This is a genomic window from Streptomyces sp. XD-27, assembly GCF_030553055.1.
In the GTDB taxonomy this organism is placed as follows: Bacteria; Actinomycetota; Actinomycetes; order Streptomycetales; family Streptomycetaceae; genus Streptomyces.
The window spans coordinates 6751159-6767980 of sequence record NZ_CP130713.1 but is presented as its reverse complement, the minus strand read 5'-3'; the positions used below and the strand labels follow the sequence as shown (position 1 = coordinate 6767980).

Annotated in this window: 16 protein-coding genes, 1 pseudogene and 1 riboswitch; of the genes and pseudogenes, 3 read left to right on the top strand and 14 right to left on the bottom strand. The window is 72.6% G+C overall.

All coding sequences use genetic code 11. The annotated features are described in order from the left end of the window. Positions 1-201: 201 nt before the first annotated feature. The 10 genes from Q3Y56_RS29580 to Q3Y56_RS29535 all read right to left on the bottom strand — a co-directional run bounded on the left by Q3Y56_RS29580 (position 202) and on the right by Q3Y56_RS29535 (position 9722). The gene (locus tag Q3Y56_RS29580; protein WP_304465856.1) at positions 202-1293 is read right to left on the bottom strand and encodes a hemolysin family protein; all 1092 of its coding nucleotides are present in this window, start codon (positions 1291-1293) and stop codon (positions 202-204) included. 2 nt (positions 1294-1295) lie between these two features. Next, positions 1296-2642, bottom strand: a complete 1347-nt coding sequence (locus Q3Y56_RS29575; RefSeq protein WP_304464832.1) for a hemolysin family protein — start codon at positions 2640-2642, stop codon at positions 1296-1298. Between the two features lie 148 nt (positions 2643-2790). After that, the gene (locus tag Q3Y56_RS29570) at positions 2791-3243 is read right to left on the bottom strand and encodes a PH domain-containing protein (protein ID WP_304464831.1); all 453 of its coding nucleotides are present in this window, start codon (positions 3241-3243) and stop codon (positions 2791-2793) included. Positions 3244-3290: 47 nt separating this feature from the next. Then, complete coding sequence (gene hisG / locus Q3Y56_RS29565) at positions 3291-4139, bottom strand: ATP phosphoribosyltransferase (protein WP_304464830.1); 849 nt, start codon at positions 4137-4139, stop codon at positions 3291-3293. Between the two features lie 52 nt (positions 4140-4191). Continuing rightward, entirely contained in the window at positions 4192-4464 is a 273-nt protein-coding gene (locus tag Q3Y56_RS29560) for a phosphoribosyl-ATP diphosphatase (protein WP_304464829.1), read from the bottom strand. Between the two features lie 33 nt (positions 4465-4497). Further along, positions 4498-4983 (bottom strand): 6,7-dimethyl-8-ribityllumazine synthase, encoded by a 486-nt coding sequence (gene ribH / locus Q3Y56_RS29555; protein WP_304464828.1) that lies wholly within the window; start codon positions 4981-4983, stop codon positions 4498-4500. A gap of 33 nt (positions 4984-5016) precedes the next feature. After that, positions 5017-6309: a bifunctional 3,4-dihydroxy-2-butanone-4-phosphate synthase/GTP cyclohydrolase II gene (locus Q3Y56_RS29550; protein WP_304464827.1), complete on the bottom strand. Its 1293-nt coding sequence runs from the start codon at positions 6307-6309 to the stop codon at positions 5017-5019. Further along, positions 6306-6941 carry a riboflavin synthase gene (locus Q3Y56_RS29545; protein ID WP_304464826.1) on the bottom strand — a complete coding sequence of 212 codons (636 nt, stop codon included), beginning with the start codon at positions 6939-6941 and terminating at the stop codon, positions 6306-6308. The genes Q3Y56_RS29550 and Q3Y56_RS29545 overlap by 4 nt, the downstream gene beginning before the upstream one ends. A 1-nt stretch (position 6942) precedes the next feature. After that, on the bottom strand, positions 6943-8067 hold the full coding sequence (gene ribD, locus Q3Y56_RS29540) for a bifunctional diaminohydroxyphosphoribosylaminopyrimidine deaminase/5-amino-6-(5-phosphoribosylamino)uracil reductase RibD (protein ID WP_304464825.1): 1125 nt from the start codon (positions 8065-8067) through the stop codon (positions 6943-6945). 151 nt (positions 8068-8218) lie between these two features. Beyond that, positions 8219-8349, bottom strand: a riboswitch (FMN riboswitch). 143 nt (positions 8350-8492) lie between these two features. Next, a complete protein-coding gene (locus Q3Y56_RS29535; protein WP_304464824.1) occupies positions 8493-9722 on the bottom strand; it encodes an ROK family transcriptional regulator in 1230 nt (409 codons plus the stop codon). A 125-nt stretch (positions 9723-9847) separates the two neighbouring features. Between Q3Y56_RS29535 and Q3Y56_RS29530 the strand changes: the two genes are divergently transcribed. Both Q3Y56_RS29530 and Q3Y56_RS29525 read left to right on the top strand, forming a co-directional pair. Beyond that, a complete protein-coding gene (locus Q3Y56_RS29530; protein WP_304464823.1) occupies positions 9848-11092 on the top strand; it encodes an MFS transporter in 1245 nt (414 codons plus the stop codon). Positions 11093-11199: 107 nt separating this feature from the next. Then, the gene (locus Q3Y56_RS29525; RefSeq protein ID WP_304464822.1) at positions 11200-12015 is read left to right on the top strand and encodes a helix-turn-helix transcriptional regulator; all 816 of its coding nucleotides are present in this window, start codon (positions 11200-11202) and stop codon (positions 12013-12015) included. A 13-nt stretch (positions 12016-12028) separates the two neighbouring features. Here Q3Y56_RS29525 and Q3Y56_RS29520 read toward each other — a convergent pair. The 3 genes and pseudogenes from Q3Y56_RS29520 to Q3Y56_RS29510 form a co-directional block, all read right to left on the bottom strand. Beyond that, positions 12029-12118: pseudogene (locus Q3Y56_RS29520) on the bottom strand (zinc ribbon domain-containing protein); the annotation flags it as partial. 8 nt (positions 12119-12126) lie between these two features. Next, the gene (locus tag Q3Y56_RS29515; protein ID WP_304464821.1) at positions 12127-12384 is read right to left on the bottom strand and encodes a hypothetical protein; all 258 of its coding nucleotides are present in this window, start codon (positions 12382-12384) and stop codon (positions 12127-12129) included. A 163-nt stretch (positions 12385-12547) separates the two neighbouring features. Then, positions 12548-13933: a uracil-xanthine permease family protein gene (locus Q3Y56_RS29510; RefSeq protein ID WP_304464820.1), complete on the bottom strand. Its 1386-nt coding sequence runs from the start codon at positions 13931-13933 to the stop codon at positions 12548-12550. Between the two features lie 226 nt (positions 13934-14159). On the opposite strand from Q3Y56_RS29510, the gene Q3Y56_RS29505 reads away from it, so the two are divergent. Then, positions 14160-14867 (top strand): DUF5995 family protein, encoded by a 708-nt coding sequence (locus Q3Y56_RS29505; RefSeq protein ID WP_304464819.1) that lies wholly within the window; start codon positions 14160-14162, stop codon positions 14865-14867. Positions 14868-14978: 111 nt separating this feature from the next. Here the strand turns inward: Q3Y56_RS29505 and Q3Y56_RS29500 are convergent, their stop codons facing one another. Beyond that, positions 14979-16703, bottom strand: coding sequence for an NAD(P)/FAD-dependent oxidoreductase (locus Q3Y56_RS29500; protein ID WP_304464818.1), 1725 nt, complete (start codon positions 16701-16703; stop codon positions 14979-14981). Positions 16704-16822: the final 119 nt, after the last annotated feature.

Sequence of the window (16822 nt, the reverse complement as noted above, 5' to 3'; positions counted from 1 at the left end):
CGGTGCGGCTTCTTTCTGTATGCGATCGTGACGGAGCGCGAATCGATGCGGAAGGGATTACTGATGCGTCTCGGCGCGTGATTGATGCCTTACCCGCATGGACTCCGGAGCCGTCCGCGAGGTGTGGGAGAGGAAGGACAAGCCGAAGGCCCGGACAACGGCACCGCCGTCATCCGGGCCCCTACGCAGGCGCCGCAGGCGTTACGCGACCGGCACCGCCTCGTGGCTGTCCTCGGTCGCGGCGGCGACACGCGGCCGCACCGGGACCCGGTGCGCCGGATCGCGGACCTCGCCCACCAGCATCTCCAGCACGTCCTCCAGCGCCACCAGCCCCAGCACCTTCCCCGACGCGTCCGTGACGGCCGCCAGGTGGGACGCGGCCCGGCGCATCACGGTCAGGGCGTCGTCCAGGGGCAGTTCGGCGCGCAGCGTCTCGATCGGGCGCCAGACGTGCTGCGGCACGGCGCGCTCCGGGTCCTCCAGGTCCAGGACGTCCTTCACGTGCAGATAGCCCATGAAGCCGCCGCCCGGCCCGCGTATCGGGAAGCGCGAGTAGCCGGTGCGCACCGTCAGCTCCTCGATCCGGCGGGGGGTCACGGACGGATCGACGGTGACCAGGCCCGACGGGTCCAGCAGGACCTCCGTGACCGGTCGGCTGCCCAGCTCCAGGGCGTCCGCGAGCCGCTCGTGCTCGCCCGGGTCGAGCAGCCCGGCCTGCCAGGAGTCGGCCACCAGGTGGGTGAGCTGCTCGCTGGTGAAGACCGCCTCCACCTCGTCCTTGGGCTCGACCCGGAACAGCCGCAGCACCCAGCGCGCGCAGGCGCCGAGCCCGACGGTCACCGGGCGGCAGAGCCGGGCGAAGGCGACCAGGCCGGGCGCGAGCCACAGGGCGGTCTTCTCCGGGGCCGCCATGGCCAGGTTCTTCGGCAGCATCTCGCCGATGACCAGGTGCAGGCAGACCACGGCGGCGAGCGCGATGGCGTAGCCGAGGGGGTGGATCAGCTGGTCGGGGAGGTGCATCGAGTGGAACAGCGGCTCCAGGAGACGGGCGACGGTGGGTTCGGCGACCGCGCCCAGGGTCAGCGAGCAGACGGTGATGCCGAACTGGGCCGCCGCCATCATCTGCGGGAGGCTCTCCAGGCCGGTCATGACCGTACGGGCCCTGGCCGAGCCCTCGGCGGCCAGCGGCTCGATCTGGCTGCGGCGTACGGAGACCAGGGCGAACTCGGCGCCGACGAAGAAGCCGTTGGCCAGCACCAGGGCCACGGCGAACAGCAGTTGCAGTGCGGTCATCGTCATCGGTCCGCTCCCGCCGGTACCGGTGCGGCGGCGGTACGGACGATCCGCACCCGCTCCGCGCGATGGTGGCCGACCTGGCGGACGGACAGCTTCCAGCCGGGCAGCTCGGCGGTGTCGCCGGGCACCGGGATCCGGGCCAGCAGGTCGGCGACCAGTCCGGCGACGGTCTCGTACGGGCCGTCGGGGACGTCGAGGCCGATGTCCCGCAGGGTGTCCACCCGGCAGCTGCCGTCGGCGTCCCAGGCGGCCCGGCCGTCCTCGAGGGGCAGCGCGGTGAGGTCGGGGCTGTGGGCGGCCTCGTCGTCGTGCTCGTCGCGGACCTCGCCGACGAGTTCCTCGACGATGTCCTCCAGGGTGACCACGCCCGCCGTGCCTCCGTACTCGTCGACGATGACGGCTATGGGCTGCTCGCTGCGCAGCTGCTCCAGCAGCGGCTGGACCGGCAGCGTCTCGGGGATCAGCAGCGGGGGCCGGGCGACGCGCCCGACCGGGGTGCGCAGCCGCTCGGCCGCGGGCACCGCGAGCGCGTCCTTCAGATGCACCATGCCGACCACCTCGTCCAGCCGCTCGCGGTAGACGGGGAACCGGGACAGGCCGGTGGCGCGGGTGAGGTTGAGCACGTCCTGGGCGGTCGCGGTGGACTGCAGGGCGCTGACCCGTACCCGCGGGGTCATCACGTGCTGGGCGGTCAGTTCGCCGAGCGACAGGGTGCGGACGAACAGGTCCGCGGTGTCCTGCTCGATGGCGCCGGCCTGGGCCGAGTGGCGGGCGAGGGAGACCAGTTCACCGGGGGTGCGGGCGGAGGCCAGCTCCTCGGTCGGCTCCACGCCCAGCGCCCGCACCAGCCGGTTGGCGACGGTGTTGAGCAGGGCGATCAGCGGCCGGAAGAAGCGGGAGAACGCGTGCTGCGGGCCGGCCACGAACCGGGCGACCTGCATCGGCCGGGAGACGGCCCAGTTCTTCGGCACGAGCTCGCCGATCACCATCTGGACGGCGGAGGCCACCAGCATGCCCACGACCACGGCGACGCCGGGGACCACGCCGTGCGGCAGTCCGGTGGCGGTCAGCGGAGCCGTCAGCAGATGGCCGAGCGCGGGCTCGGCGAGCATGCCGACGATCAAGGAGGTGATCGTGATGCCCAGTTGGGTGCCGGAGAGCTGGAAGGACAGCTCGCGCAGGGCGCGGGAGACGGTGCGGGCCCGGCGGTCGCCCTCGGCGGCGGCCCGCTCGGCGTCCGCACGCTCCACGGTGACCAGGCCGAACTCGGCGGCGACGAAGAAGCCGTTGGCCAGGATGAGCAGGAGTGCCGCCATGAGCAGCAGCAGGGAGTTCGTGGCGCTCATGCCGCCGCCTTGCGTCTGGGACGAGCGGCGGCGCAGGTACTACAGGACGATCCGTCCATCGCTGGAGGGAGTCACTCCTCGGGTGGCAGGGGCCCGGGTGAGGGGCGGGGCGCGTGGCGCGCCCTGGGGGACAGGGTAATCACGACGATCAGTCGCGCGAAGAGGTGCCGTACTCCTCGGCGAGCGCGCGCAGCGCCCTGGCGTCGCGGATCGCGCGCTCTTTGGCGATGCCGGGCTGGATGCCCATGGCGGGCAGGCTGGTGCCGTCGGCCAGGTCCAGATAGACCCAGGGGTCGCCGGAGCGCAGGTTGACGCGGAGCACCTCCGGCCAGGTCAGCCGGCGCCGGGTGGTCAGGTTGACGACCGTGACGCCGCCGTCGTCGGCGACCACCTTGGGCCTGCTGAACAGCGCCGTGACACCGAAGAACAGCGCTCCGGTGAGGACGAACGTGAGCTTCTCCCCCGTGCCGAGCCGGGTCAGCAGCAGGGCGATCGCGGTGAGGACGGCGAACAGCGCGGCGCCGACGGTCAGCAGGACGGCCCGGGTACGGGTCGGCCGGAAGGTGACCGGCAGGTCGGGCAGCGGCACGGGGGCGGACACGGCGCGTGGGCTCTCGATCGGTGGCAGTGAAGGGCGAGGTGGGTCGGTCAGAGGCGGCAGGCGTGGATGCCGGTGGTGAGGATCGCGCGGGCGCCGAGCTCGTACAGCTCGTCCATGATCCGCTGGGCCTCCTTGGCGGGCACCATGGAGCGGACCGCGACCCAGCCTTCGTGGTGCAGCGGGGAGACGGTCGGCGACTCCAGGCCCGGGGTGAGCGCGACGGCGGCCTCCACCTGCTCGACCCGGATGTCGTAGTCCATCATCACGTAGCGGCGGGCGACCAGGACGCCCTGCATGCGGCGGAGGAACTGCTGCACCTTGGGGTCGTCGGCGGGGGCGCCGGTGCGCCGGATGACGACGGCCTCGGACTTGAGGATCGGCTCGCCGATGATCTCCAGACCGGCGTTGCGCAGGGTGGTGCCGGTCTCCACGACGTCCGCGATGATCTCGGCGACTCCGAGCTGGATGGCGGTCTCGACGGCGCCGTCGAGCCGGACCACGGACGCGTCCACGCCGTTGTCGGCGAGGTGCTTGGCGACCAGTCCGGAGAAGGAGGTGGCGACCGTCATGCCGCCGAAGTCGTGGACGTCCTTGGCGGTGCCGGGGCGGGTGGCGTAGCGGAAGGTGGACCCGGCGAAGCCGAGCTGCATGATCTCCTCGGCCTGGGAGCCGGAGTCCAGCAGCAGGTCGCGGCCGGTGATGCCGATGTCGAGCCGGCCGGAGCCGACGTACACGGCGATGTCCCGCGGCCGCAGGAAGAAGAACTCCACGTCGTTGTCGGAGTCGACCAGGACGAGTTCCCTGCGGTCCTTGCGCTGCCGGTAGCCCGCCTCATGGAGCATCTCCGACGCAGGCTCGGACAGGGAACCCTTGTTGGGGACGGCGATGCGCAGCATGGCGGCGTTTTCCTTCGTACGTCGGGAGGTTGGGCGGGTCCGGCGGGGCCGGTCAGAGGTGGGCGTAGACGTCGTCCAGGGAGATGCCCCGGGCCACCATCATCACCTGAAGGTGGTACAGCAGCTGGGAGATCTCCTCCGCCGTGCGGTCGGCGCCCTCGTGCTCGGCGGCCATCCACACCTCGGCGGCCTCCTCGACGACCTTCTTGCCGATCGCGTGCACGCCCTTGCCCACGAGCTCGGCGGTGCGGGAGGTGCTGGGGTCGCCGGTGGCGGCCTTGTGCTGGAGCTCGGTGAAGAGCTCCTCGAATGTCTTGTTGGCCATGGTCCCCCTAGCCTACTTGCGTCCCGGGGCGGGTCAGCGCCAGGGCTCGGACACCGAACGGAGGATGGTGGCGGTGGCGACGGCGGCGGTGACCGCTTCGTGGCCCTTGTCCTCGGTCGAGCCCTCAAGGCCCGCCCGGTCCAGCGCCTGCTCCTCGGTGTCGCAGGTCAGGACGCCGAACCCGACGGGTACGCCGGTGTCGATGCTGACCTGGGTCAGGCCCTGGGTGACGCCCTGGCAGACGTAGTCGAAGTGCGGGGTGCCGCCGCGGATGACCACGCCGAGCGCGACGATGGCATCGTAGCCGCGGCCGGCCAGCACCTTGGCGACCACGGGCAGCTCGAAGCTGCCGGGGACGCGCAGCAGCGTCGGCTCGTCGATGCCCAGCTCGTGCAGGGCGCGCAGCGCGCCGTCCACGAGTCCGTCCATCACCTTCTCGTGCCACTGCGCGGCCACCACGGCCACGCGCAGGTCGCCGCAGTTCTTCACGGTCAGTTCGGGGGCGCCCTTGCCGCTCATGTCTCTCCTGGATCGCTCGGTCGTTCGGTTGGTTCAGCGGGTGCCGCAGGCGGGGACCGGGGCGGTGTGCCCGGACTCCAGCCAGGGCAGGTCATGGCCCATTCGGTCCCGCTTCGTCTGCAGATAGCGCAGATTGTGCTCCCCGGCCTGGACCGGCATCGGCTCCCGGCCGGTGACCCGCAGTCCGTGCCGGACCAGGGCGGCGGTCTTGTCGGGGTTGTTGGTCATCAGCCGGACGGACCGTACGCCGAGGTCGGTCAGGATCTGCGCGCCGGCGGCGTAGTCGCGGGCGTCGGCGGGCAGGCCGAGCTCCAGGTTGGCGTCCAGCGTGTCGCGGCCGAGCTCCTGGAGCTCGTAGGCGCGCAGCTTGGACAGCAGCCCGATGCCGCGGCCCTCGTGTCCGCGCAGGTAGAGCACCACGCCGCGGCCCTCGGTGCTGATCCGGTCCAGGGCGCTGTGCAGCTGGGGGCCGCAGTCGCAGCGCAGGGAGCCGAAGATGTCCCCGGTCAGGCACTCGGAGTGGACCCGCACCAGGACGTCCTCGCCGTCGCCGAGTTCGCCCTGGACCAGGGCGATGTGCTCGACGCCGTCGACGGTGGAGCGGTAGCCGTAGGCGCGGAAGTCGCCGAAGCGGGTGGGCAGCCGGGTCTCGGCCTCGCGCCGCACGGTCGGCTCGGCGGACCGGCGGTAGGCGATCAGGTCCTCGATCGAGATGATCGCCAGGCCGTGCTTGCGGGCGAACGGGACCAGCTGCGGCAGGCGCAGCATGGCGCCGTCCTCGCCGGCGATCTCCACGATCGCGGCGGCCGGGCGCAGGCCCGCCAGCCGGGCCAGGTCGACTCCGGCCTCGGTGTGGCCGTTGCGGACCAGGACGCCGCCGGGGCGGGCGCGCAGCGGGAAGACGTGGCCGGGGCGCGCGAAGTCGCCGGGGACGCTCGCCGGGTCGGCCAGCAGCCGGAGCGTGGTGGCCCGGTCGGCGGCGGAGATGCCGGTGCTCACCCCGTGTTCGGCGGTGGCGTCGACGGAGACGGTGAAGGCCGTGCGCATGGACTCGCTGTTGTGCTGCACCATCTGCGGCAGCTCCAGCCGGTCGACGTCGGGGCCTTCGAGCGTGGCGCAGATCAGCCCGCGGCACTCGCTCATCATGAAGGCGACGATCTCGGGGGTGGCCTTCTCGGCGGCCACGATCAGGTCGCCCTCGTTCTCCCGGTCCTCGTCGTCCACGACGACCACCGGACGTCCCGCGGCGATCTCGGCGATGGCCCGCTCGACGGGGTCCAGGGCCAGGTCGTCGGTCCAGTTCGGCAGCGTGTCCAGCACGGTCATGCCTGGCCTCCTTCACGGGCTGCGGCGTGGCTGTTGTCCTGCGTGTCGCGCCCCATGAGCCGCTCCACGTACTTGGCGACGACGTCGACCTCGAGGTTGACCGGGTCGCCGACCTGCTTGATGCCGAGGGTGGTGAGGGCGAGCGTGGTCGGGATGAGGCTGACGGTGAAGAAGTCGTCGGCCGCGTCGACGACGGTCAGGCTGATGCCGTCGACGGTGATGGAGCCCTTCTCCACGACGTACCGGGCGACGGCGGGCGGCAGCGAGATCCTGACGATCTCCCAGTGCTCGGCGGGGGTGCGCTCGAGGATGGCGCCGGTGCCGTCGACGTGCCCCTGGACGAGGTGGCCGCCGAGCCGCCCGCCGAGTTCCATCGGCCGCTCCAGGTTGACGCGCGAGCCGGGGGTGAGGGCGCCGAGGCTGGAGCGCTTGAGGGTCTCGGCCATGACGTCGGCCGTGAACTCGCCGTCCGCGGTGTCCACGACGGTCAGGCAGACGCCGTTGACCGCTATGGAGTCGCCGTGTTTGGCGTCCTGGGTGACCAGCTCGCCGCGCAGCCGGAAGCGGGAGGCGTCGCCCAGCTCCTCGATGGCGACGACCTCACCCAGTTCTTCAACGATGCCCGTGAACACGTCAGTTCTCCTCGGAGTCGGTCGGAAGGGCGGACGGTACGGCGGTGATCCGCAGGTCCGGGCCGAGCCGGACGGTGTCGGTCACCTCGAGCCGCAACGCCTGCGTGATGGTGGTGATTCCGGCGTCGGCGAGCGCGGCGGGGCCGTCGCCGAGGAGCACCGGGGCGAGATAGCTGACGATCTTGTCGACGGCTCCGGCGGCCAGGAAGGCGCCGGCGAGGGTCGGTCCGCCCTCCAGCAGGACGGAGCGGACGTCGCGTTCGTACAGCGCGCGCAGCAGCGCGGCGATGTCCAGACCGCGGCCGTCGGCCGCGCGCGGCAGCCGCAGCACCTCGGCGCCGGTCCCGGCCAGATGGGCGGTGTCGGCGTCCTGCGCGACGGCGATGACGGTGGGCGCGGCGTCGTCCAGCACCCGGGCGCCGGGCGCGACGGCGGTGCCGCCGGAGTCCAGCACGACCCGCAGCGGCTGGGTGACCTCGTCGTCGGCGTCGCGGTGGCGGACCGCCAGGTGCGGGTCGTCGGCGCGGGCCGTCCCCGAGCCGACGAGGACGGCGTCGGCCCCCGCGCGCAGCCGGTGCACGTCTGCGCGGGACTCGGGCGAGGTGATCCAGCGGCTGGTGCCGTCGGCGGCGGCGCTGCGGCCGTCCAGGGTGGCGGCGTACTTCCACAGGACGAAGGGGCGGTGGCGTAGGACCGAGGTCAGCCACGCCTCGTTGCCGGCGGCCGCCTCGTCCGCGAGCACCCCGCCTTCGACGTCGATGCCGGCGGCCAGGAGAGCCGCGGCGCCGCCGGTGGCGGTGGGGTTCGGGTCGGCGACGGCGTAGACGACGCGGGTGACGCCGGCGGCGATGAGGGCCTGGGAGCAGGGTCCGGTGCGGCCGGTGTGGTTGCAGGGTTCGAGGGTGACGACGGCGGTGCCGCCGCGGGCCCGGTCGCCGGCCTCGCGCAGGGCCTCGACCTCGGCGTGCGGGCCGCCCGCGCGGCGGTGCCAGCCCTCGCCCGCGTGGTCGCCGTGGGCGTCGAGGATGACGCAGCCGACGACGGGGTTGGGGCTGGTGTGGCCGAGGCCGTGGGCGGCGAGCTCGATGGCGCGGCGCATGGCGCGGGTTTCGGCTGCGGTGGCCACCGGGTCCTCCTGCCTCTTCGGGCACGGACTCCGGGGCTGTCGGTACGACAGAGAAGCGGGAACGCCACACCGCGCGTACGCCGGGGACCGGACAGGGCACGCCCCGAACAGGGACGGACCGCCGGCCGGCGGCGCACCGGTGCTTCGCCCGCCGCGCACTGCCTCCCATCCGGACTTTCACCGTCGGTCCAGGAGTTTCACCTGGTCAACCGGCCGCTGGCTGCGGACGGGTCGCGGACTGTAACCGCCGGTTCGGATTTTCACCGACCCCGGAGTGCGCTGACGTCACTGGTACGCCCCCCAGTGTGCCATGCGCCGCAACCGGGCTGGAGGCCGGTTCCGTGTGGCTTGTCTCACCCGGTGTCCGGGGAATGGACGGCGTCGGCTCCCGCGGCGTCGGATGCCGGGAGCCGCCGCCGGAGCCGTCAGCGGGCGCCGCCGCCGAAGAGGTCGTCCTGGGCGGCGTCCATCGCGGTGAGGACCGCGCCGCGCAGCACCCCGCCGCCGCCCGCCGCCCCGGCCCGTACCTCGGTACGCAGCGGCGACATCCGCGCGAGATGGCGCTCGACCTGGCGGGCGAGCGCCGCGCCGCCGGCGCGGCCGACCTCGCCGCCCAGGACCACGCAGCCGGGGTCGAGCACGGCGCAGACGGCGGCCGCGCCGATCGCGATCCGGGCCGCGAGTGCGTCCAGAAACGGTTCGCCGCGCTCGCCCGCCTGGACGGCCGCCCGGGTCGCCGCCTCCGCGCCGTCCGCCGCGCCCTGGGCCGCTTCCTCCGCGAAACCGTGCTCGCGGGCCAGTCGGGTCACGGCCTCGGCCGATGCCAGGTCGTGGAAGCCGCCCGCGCAGTCGGTCGCCGACGGCAGCTCTCCGGTGCCGGGGACCGGCAGGAAGCCGATCTCGCCGGTGCCGCCGGACGCCCCGCGCCGCAGCGCTCCGTCGAGGACGACGGCCGCGCCGATGCCGTGCCCGAGCCAGAGCAGCACGAAGGTGTCGCGGTCGCGGGCGGCGCCGGTGCGCTGCTCGGCGACCGCGGCGAGGTTGACCTCGTTCTCCAGCAGTACCGGCACCGCGAGTCGCCGGTGCAGGGCCGTGGCCAGCCGCCGATGCCAGGGCGGCAGGTGCCAGGAGGGGAGCCCGGTAGCGGGGTTCAGCTCTCCGGTGGCCGGATCGACCAGGCCCGGTGCGCCGACGGCGACGGTGTGCAGCGGCGCGGCACCCGCCTCCTGGACCGTACGCGCCATCAGGTCGACGGCGGCGCCCACCGTGTGCGCGGGGTCGGCGTCCGGGTCGACGGGCAGCGTCGCCTCGGCCAGTACCTCGCCGAGCAGGTCCGTGACACACACGGCGACGCTGTGCGTACGGGCGTCGACCCCGGCGAGATGGGTTCGGTCGGCGACGATCCCGTACAGCCGGGCGTTGGGGCCGCGGCGCTCCGCGCCCGACTCGCCGACGACGGTGATCAGCCCGGCGTCCTGCAACCGGTCCACCAGGTCGGCGACGGTGGGCCGGGACAGCCCGGTCAGCGCCTTGAGCTGACTGGCGGTCAGCGCCCCGTGCTCCTGGAGGAGTCGGAGGGCGAGCCGGTCGTTGATGACCCGTGCCGTGCTCGGGGAGGCGGTACGGCCCACCGGGGCTGTGCGCGTCGACGTCATGACCGAATCCTTCCATCAGATCGCACACCCGGCCGCCTATTCATCAGGCAGGGTTCCTGATAGTTTCTCTCCGCGTCGTCCGCGACGCGATCCAAGGGGAGTTTCGGGAAGGGGTGGGCAGCAGCATGGGCAGCAGTGGGACAGCAGGCGGGCCGCACATATCCGAGGTGCGGCGGGCACGGTTGGCCGTCGCCGCGGTGTTCGCCGTGCACGGCGCCGTCTCCGGAAGTTTCGCCACCCGTATCCCGTGGCTCCAGGAGCGGCTGGACCTCAGCGCCGGACAGCTCGGCGTCGCGCTCGCCTTCCCGGCGATCGGCGCGTCCGTCGCGATGCCGCTGGCCGGGCGGATCAGCCACCGGTTCGGAGCGCGTGCCGCGCTGCGCGGGCTGATGGTGCTGTGGTGCGCCTCGCTCGCGCTGCCCGCCGCCGCGTCCGGGCCGGTCACGCTGTGCGGAGCGCTGTTCGTGTACGGCGCGACCTCGGGGATGTCGGACGTCGCGATGAACGCCCTCGGGGTGGAGGTCGAGCAGCGCCTCGGCCGGTCCGTCATGTCGGGGCTGCACGGGATGTGGAGCGCCGGACTCCTCGCCGGTTCCGCCGCGGGCGCGGTCGCCGTGCACGCCGAGGCCGACGGCCTGCTGCATCTGGGCGTCGCGGCCGCGGTGCTCGTGGCGCTCGGGGCCGTGGTCTGCCGGTGGGTGCTGGACGTGCGCGGCGCCCCCGATGAGCACCCGCCGCCCCGCTTCGCGCTCCCGCCGCGCTCGGCGCTGGTCATCGGCGCGGTCGGGTTCTGCGCGGTCTTCGCGGAGGGCGCGAGCCTGGACTGGTCCGCGGTCTATCTGCGCGACGCGCTGGGCTCTTCCCCCGGCCTCGCGGCGGCCTGCACCACCGCCTTCGCCTGCACGATGGCCGCGGCCCGGCTGGCGGGCGACGCGGTCGTCGAACGGTTCGGCCCGGCGCGTACGGTCCGCGCGGGCGGAGCGCTCGCCACGGTCGGCGGGGTGCTGGTGGTGGCGGCGCCGGGCGTCGCGGTCGCCATCGCGGGCTTCGGCCTGATCGGCCTGGGCGTCGCCGTCGTCGTCCCGCTCGCCTTCGCGGCGGCGGGCCGCAGCGGCCCGGCCCCGAGCCAGTCGATCGCGGGTGTCGCCACGATCACGTACACCTCGGGCCTGATCGCCCCGGCCGCGATGGGCTCGGTCGCCGACCTGACCTCGTTGACGGTGTCGTTCGGCCTGGTCACGGCGTTGGCACTGGGCCTGGTGGCGGGCGCGGGCGTCCTGGCGGGCAGCGCGCCGTCCGCGCCGGGGCGGGGCGCGGCCGCGGCGGCGCGGCCGGACGGCGAGCCCGCGCGGCGAGAGCACACCGGGTAGCCGCCGCGGCGCCCCGGACGGGCCGTATCCCTCTGCGGTCTCCTCCCCGCCCCTCCGTCCCCGATGTTTCGGCAGACACCGAAACATCGCGGGCGCATGATGGTCGGATGACGCACCGCGAGCCGCACACAGGACCGGAACTGGCCCGGCTGGCAGGGCTGCTGGCCGACGAGACGCGGGCGCGGTTCTGCCTGGCCCTGCTGGACGGGCGGGCGTGGACCGCCGGTGAGCTCGCGCGGCACGCCGGGGTCGCCGCGTCCACGGCGAGCGAACATCTCAGCCGTCTCGTCGAGGGCGGTCTGCTGACGCAGGAACGGCAGGGCCGCCACCGCTACGTACGGCTGGCCGGTCCGCGGGTCGCGCAGCTCATCGAGGACCTGTCCGCGCATGCCGCGCCGTCCCCGCCGCCCCGCACGCTGCGGGCGTCCGGCGCGAGCGAGGCCATGGCCCGTGCCCGTACCTGCTACGACCATCTGGCCGGGCGGCTCGGCACCGCGATCACCACCGCCATGCTGGACCGCGGACTGCTCCAGCAGGCCACGGGGTTCGCGCTGACGGACACGGGGATGGCCTGGTATCGGGACCTGGGCATGGACCTGGCCACCGCGCCGCGCGGCCGCAGGCCGCTGGCCCGCGACTGCCTGGACTGGACGGAACGCCGACCGCACCTGGCGGGGGTGGCCGGGGCCGCGCTCTGCCGCCACGCGCTGGACGCCGGCTGGTGCGTCCGGATCGGCAGCCAGCGGGCGCTGCGGGTGACCGAGGAGGGGCGGCGGGCCCTGCACGACCTGCTGGGCATCACGTACGGGGCCGCAGGACCATCGCGGACGACGCCGGAAGGACCGCTGTTTTCGGCCACCAACATTGCTCCGATCCCCCTCACCTGGAAGAAGTGGAGCAGTCGTGACTCCTCCCCCGGATAGATCCGGCGGGCTTCTCCTCGCCGTCGCGGTTCTCGCCGTCCACGTGCCCGCACTGCGGGCACGTGCGCGAGGTGTTGCGGGGGTCCACGGGTATCAGCGGGCGGGGCCCTGTCACTCACCCGACCGCCCGCCGTACCGGAGGTTGCTCAGCGCCTGCACCGCGAGGGGGGAGAGCGCGATCACCGTTTCACGCCCCTCGACCAGGCGCGCCAGTATCCAGCCTTTCGCACGCAACGAGGCGACCTCGGCGGCTACGTTCCGGTCGGCATCACGGGACAGTTCGTGCACTGTCGGCGCGTTGCCGCCCTCCAGATGCTCCACGATCAAGAAGAGCACGGATTGCTCCTCCGCAGTGATGCGGAAGTCCATGTTCTGAAAATACGTCTCCGCAGCTCAGACCGCTCGGTGGTCTGCCCTCACCCGTTACTGCTGCGCAGGCCGGGCAGCCATGAGCCCACCTCAGCCATGAGCGGGATCTTGATAGGCCGCCCGTGAGCTTCCACCATCGAGATCCCGCCCTTCCTCTCGAGCGTCAGGCGGGCTCGCTGGTGGACCGCTCGTACTCGCTGGTGCCGCCGTCGAGGAGCGGCGTGTTGGGCCGACCAGCGGTCCGCGAGAGCCAACGCAAGGCGTGGTATCCGGTGAGCACGATGAGCGTCCCGAGCGCGATGCCGTTGAGTTCGAAGTCGTCCGTGAACTTCAAGGAGACGCCGCCGATGCCGATGATGATGCCGGCGGCTGCGGGGACGAGGTTGAGCGGCACGGTGAAGTCCACCTTGTTGCGCACCCAGATCTGCGCCCCGAGGAGGCCGATCATCCCGTACAAGATGACGGTGATGCCCCCGAGCACGCCCCCGGGGATGGCAGCGACGACGGCGCCGAACTTGGGGCAGAGACCGAAGAGCAGAGCGAAGGCCGCTGCGGCGGAGTACGCCGCCGTCGAGTAGACGCGGGTCGCGGCCATGACCCCGATGTTCTCCGCGTACGTCGTGGTCGCCGGGCCGCCGACCGCAGTCGAGAGCACGGATGCCGTGCCGTCCGCGACGATGGCCATCCCCATCTTGTCGTCCAGCGGGTCGCCGGTCATCTCGCCGACCGCCTTGACGTGGCCTGCGTTCTCAGCCACCAGCGCCACCAAGACGGGCAACGCGACCAGGATTGCCGAGACCGAGAAGTTGGGGGTGTGGAACTGCGGAATGCCAATCCAGTCAGCCTTCTCGACTCCGGAGAAGTCGATGCGCCAGTGATCGGTGGACTTGCCCGAGCCATCGACCGAATGGATCTTGCCCGCCGTGAGATCGAGGATCCAGGAGAGGCCGTAGCCGAAGACCAGGCCGAGGAAGATCGCTATGCGTGACCAGAAGCCTCGCAGGACCACAAGAGCGAGGCCGGTGAAGAGCATGGTGGCCAGAGCGGTCCACTGGTCCTGGGGCCAATACGTCGAAGCCGCGACCGGGGCGAGGTTGAAGCCGATCAGCATGACGACGGCGCCCGTGACCACTGGCGGGAGCACGGCGTGGATCACGCGGGCCCCGAGAACGTGGATGGCGATGCCGCACCCCGCCAGGCACGCGCCCACGACGAGCATGGCGCCCGTCAGAGTGCCGGCGTCTCCGCCCTGGCCCGCGATCACCGCCGATACGCCCACGAAGGAGAGTGAGGAGCCGAGGTAGCTGGGGACACGTCCACGTGTCATCACGAGGAACAGAACAGTCGCGACGCCGGAAGCCATCAGGGCAAGGCCGGGGTCCAGGCCCATGAGTACCGGGGCGACAAAACATGCCCCGATCATCGAGACGACGTGCTGAGCGCCGAGTCCTATCGTGCGGCCCCAGGTCAGGCGCTCCCCCGGTTTGACCACCTCTCCCGGCTCCAGGTGCTTGCCGTCCCCATGCAGCTTCCACCCGAAGCTCGCCATGATCACACTCCACGCTCGCGACGCTCTGCACGTCACAGAGCCGGTGTGATTAATAGTCGAAGCACTTCCGTTCGGACAAACTGGTGATCGCCAGCGTCGCGATCATGGAACCGGCCGATACAGGAGCCTTCCCCGCCACCCGGTCCGCACGCGCCCGTTAGCCCGTTCCGGGGAAGCGGCGGCAGGCGGCGGGCCGGGGCGGCGTCCCGCTGGGACGCTGACTGCCATGACTTCGGCCGAGGAGATCCTTCCGCAGCCCGAGCGGGCCCTCCCCCGCACCGTGGACCGTGTGGTGGCGCGGATGCGCGAGATCGGCGCCGCGCTGCCGCCACGGGACGGGGTGGCGGTCTTCAACCAGGTGTACCTGTCCGTCACCGAGGAGGTCGGCCGCCGCCTGACCACCGGGTACTTCCAGGACCCGGGGCTGGCGGAGGAGCTGGACGTGCGGTTCGCGGGGCGCTATCTGGCCGCGGTGGACGCCGCCGCGGCCGGGCGGCGGCCGCCCGCCTGCTGGCGGCCGCTGTTCACCGCGCGCGCCCATCCGGCGGTGCGGCCGCTGCAGTTCGCGCTGGCCGGGATCAACGCGCACATCGGGCACGACCTGGCGCTGGCCCTGGTCGACACGTGCCGGGCGCGGGAGGCCGAACCGGCCGCGCTGGAAGGCGACTTCGACCGGGTCGGGGATCTGCTGACGCTGCTGGAGGAGCGGATCCGGGAGGAGCTGATGCCGGGCCCGGACCTGCTGGACGTGGCGGATCCGCTCACTCACCTGGTGGGCTCCTGGAGCCTGGAGCGGGCGCGGGACGCCGCGTGGGCCGCGTTCCGCGGCCTGTGGGGGCTGCGCGGGCTCCCCGACCTGGCCGAGGAGTTCGCCGAGCGGCTCGACGCCAGTGTCGGCCTGATCGGCCGCTTCCTGCTGACGCCGCTGGACTGAGGGCCCCGGCGCGCCGCCGTGTCCGCCAAGGCCGCGTGTGGGATCGGGCCGCTGCCCCGCTCTTGGGGGGTGCAGGGGCAGCGGCCCGGGTCTCGAAACGCCCTAAGACATCTAGTCCTCTGGCAGCTCGACCGGCGCGATCGCGTCGTACACGTCGCCCGGACCGGGGTTGGTGGCGTCCGAGGCACCGCCGAAGTGGTGCATGACGCCCCACACCGCGTTCAGCGCCGTCTGGATGGCGCCCTCCGCCCAGCCCGCCGTCCAGGAGATGTCGTCCCCGGCGAGGAAGATGCCGCGCTTGTCGTCGGGCAGCCGGTCCTGCATGAAGTGGGTGAACAGGCGCCGCTGGTAGCGGTAGTGGCCGGGCAGGTTCGCCTTGAAGGCGCCCATGAAGTACGGCTCGTTCTCCCACGACACCGTGACCGGGTTGCCGATGATGTGCTTGCGGATGTCGACCTTCGGATAGATCTCGCCCAGCGACTTGAGCATGACCTCCATCCGCTCGCCCGCCGACAGCGGCAGCCACTTGAGGCTGTCGTCGCACCAGGTGTACGACAGGCAGATGACGGCGGGCCGGTCCGGGCCGTCGTCCAGCAGGTACGTACCGCGGGTCATCCGGTCGGTGAGCGTCATCGACATGACGTCGCGGCCGGTGGGCTCCCCCTTGTCGTCGACGGCCTTGTCGAGCCAGAACGGCCGGTCGACCGGCACGAACAGCTTCGAGCTCTCCATGTAGTGGGTGCGCTCGATCGCCGTCCAGTGGTCGATGGGGAACAGCGAGTCGTCGCACTCGATCTTGGAGAGCAGCATCCAGGACTGGGCGGTGAAGATCGCCGCCTGGTACGTGCGGATGTCGCCGGAGGCGTCGGTGACGGTGATGCGGTTGCCGGCGGTGCGGTGCAGCCGGGTGACGGCGGGCCGGGGCTCGCCGCCGACGTGCAGCGTGGCCAGCGAGGTGCCCTGCGGCCAGTGGACGATCTTGCCGGGCGCGCGCTCCCACAGCCGCAGCGGCAGTTGCTGGCTGCCGCCGACGATGCCGCGGTGGTGGTCGTCGGCCTCGGTGTAGACGACGCGCAGGATCTCCAGGATGGAGTTGGGGAAGTCCGTGTCCCAGCCGCCGGTGCCGAAGCCGACCTGGCCGAAGATCTCCCGGTGCCGGAAGGACCTGAACGCCTCGGAGTCGCAGAGGTAGCCGTAGAAGGTCTGGTTGTCCAGCTTCTCCACCAGCTTCGCCCAGATCTCGCGGATGCGCGGCACGTCGCGCTCCCGCATGGCGCGGTTCATGTCGGAGAAGTCCGCGCCCTCCTCCAGGCAGGCGTTCCAGGCGTCCATCACGTCGCGGTACACCTGCGGCAGGTCGTCGATGGTCTCGGCGTAGTGCGACTCGCCCTTGAGGTCGACGACGGTGGACGGGGTGTCCGGGGCCAGCGGGTTGGGGAACGGCCTGGTCTCCAGGCCCACCAGGTCGATGTAGTACTGGAGGGCGGTGGAGCTGGGCGGGAACCGCATCGCGCCCATCTCGGCGGTCAGCGACGGATCGCAGCCCTCGAAGCCGACGGTGCGCAGCCGGCCGCCGATCCGGTCGGCCTCGTAGACGACGGGCTTGAGCCCCATCTTCATCAGTTCGTACGCGGCGACGATGCCGGACAGGCCGCCGCCGATGACGGCGACCTCGGTGCCGTGCTCGGTCGCGGGGACCTGGCCGAGCCCGGCGGGGTGCGCCAGGTAGTCGTCGTAGGCGTAGGGGAAGTCCGGGCCGAACATGGTGATGGGCGGCAGGCCGGCGGTGGGCTCGTCCTGCTCGTCGTGGACGGCGGTGGGCACCGTGGACGTCATGGGGTACGGACTCCTTGCGCGGGGACGAGGGCAGGGCAGGGGGAAGGCGGGGGCGAGGGCAGGGGGTGGCCCGGCGGGCGGGCGGCGCCCGCGCGGGTGAAGGGGTGTCGGTCCGGGGG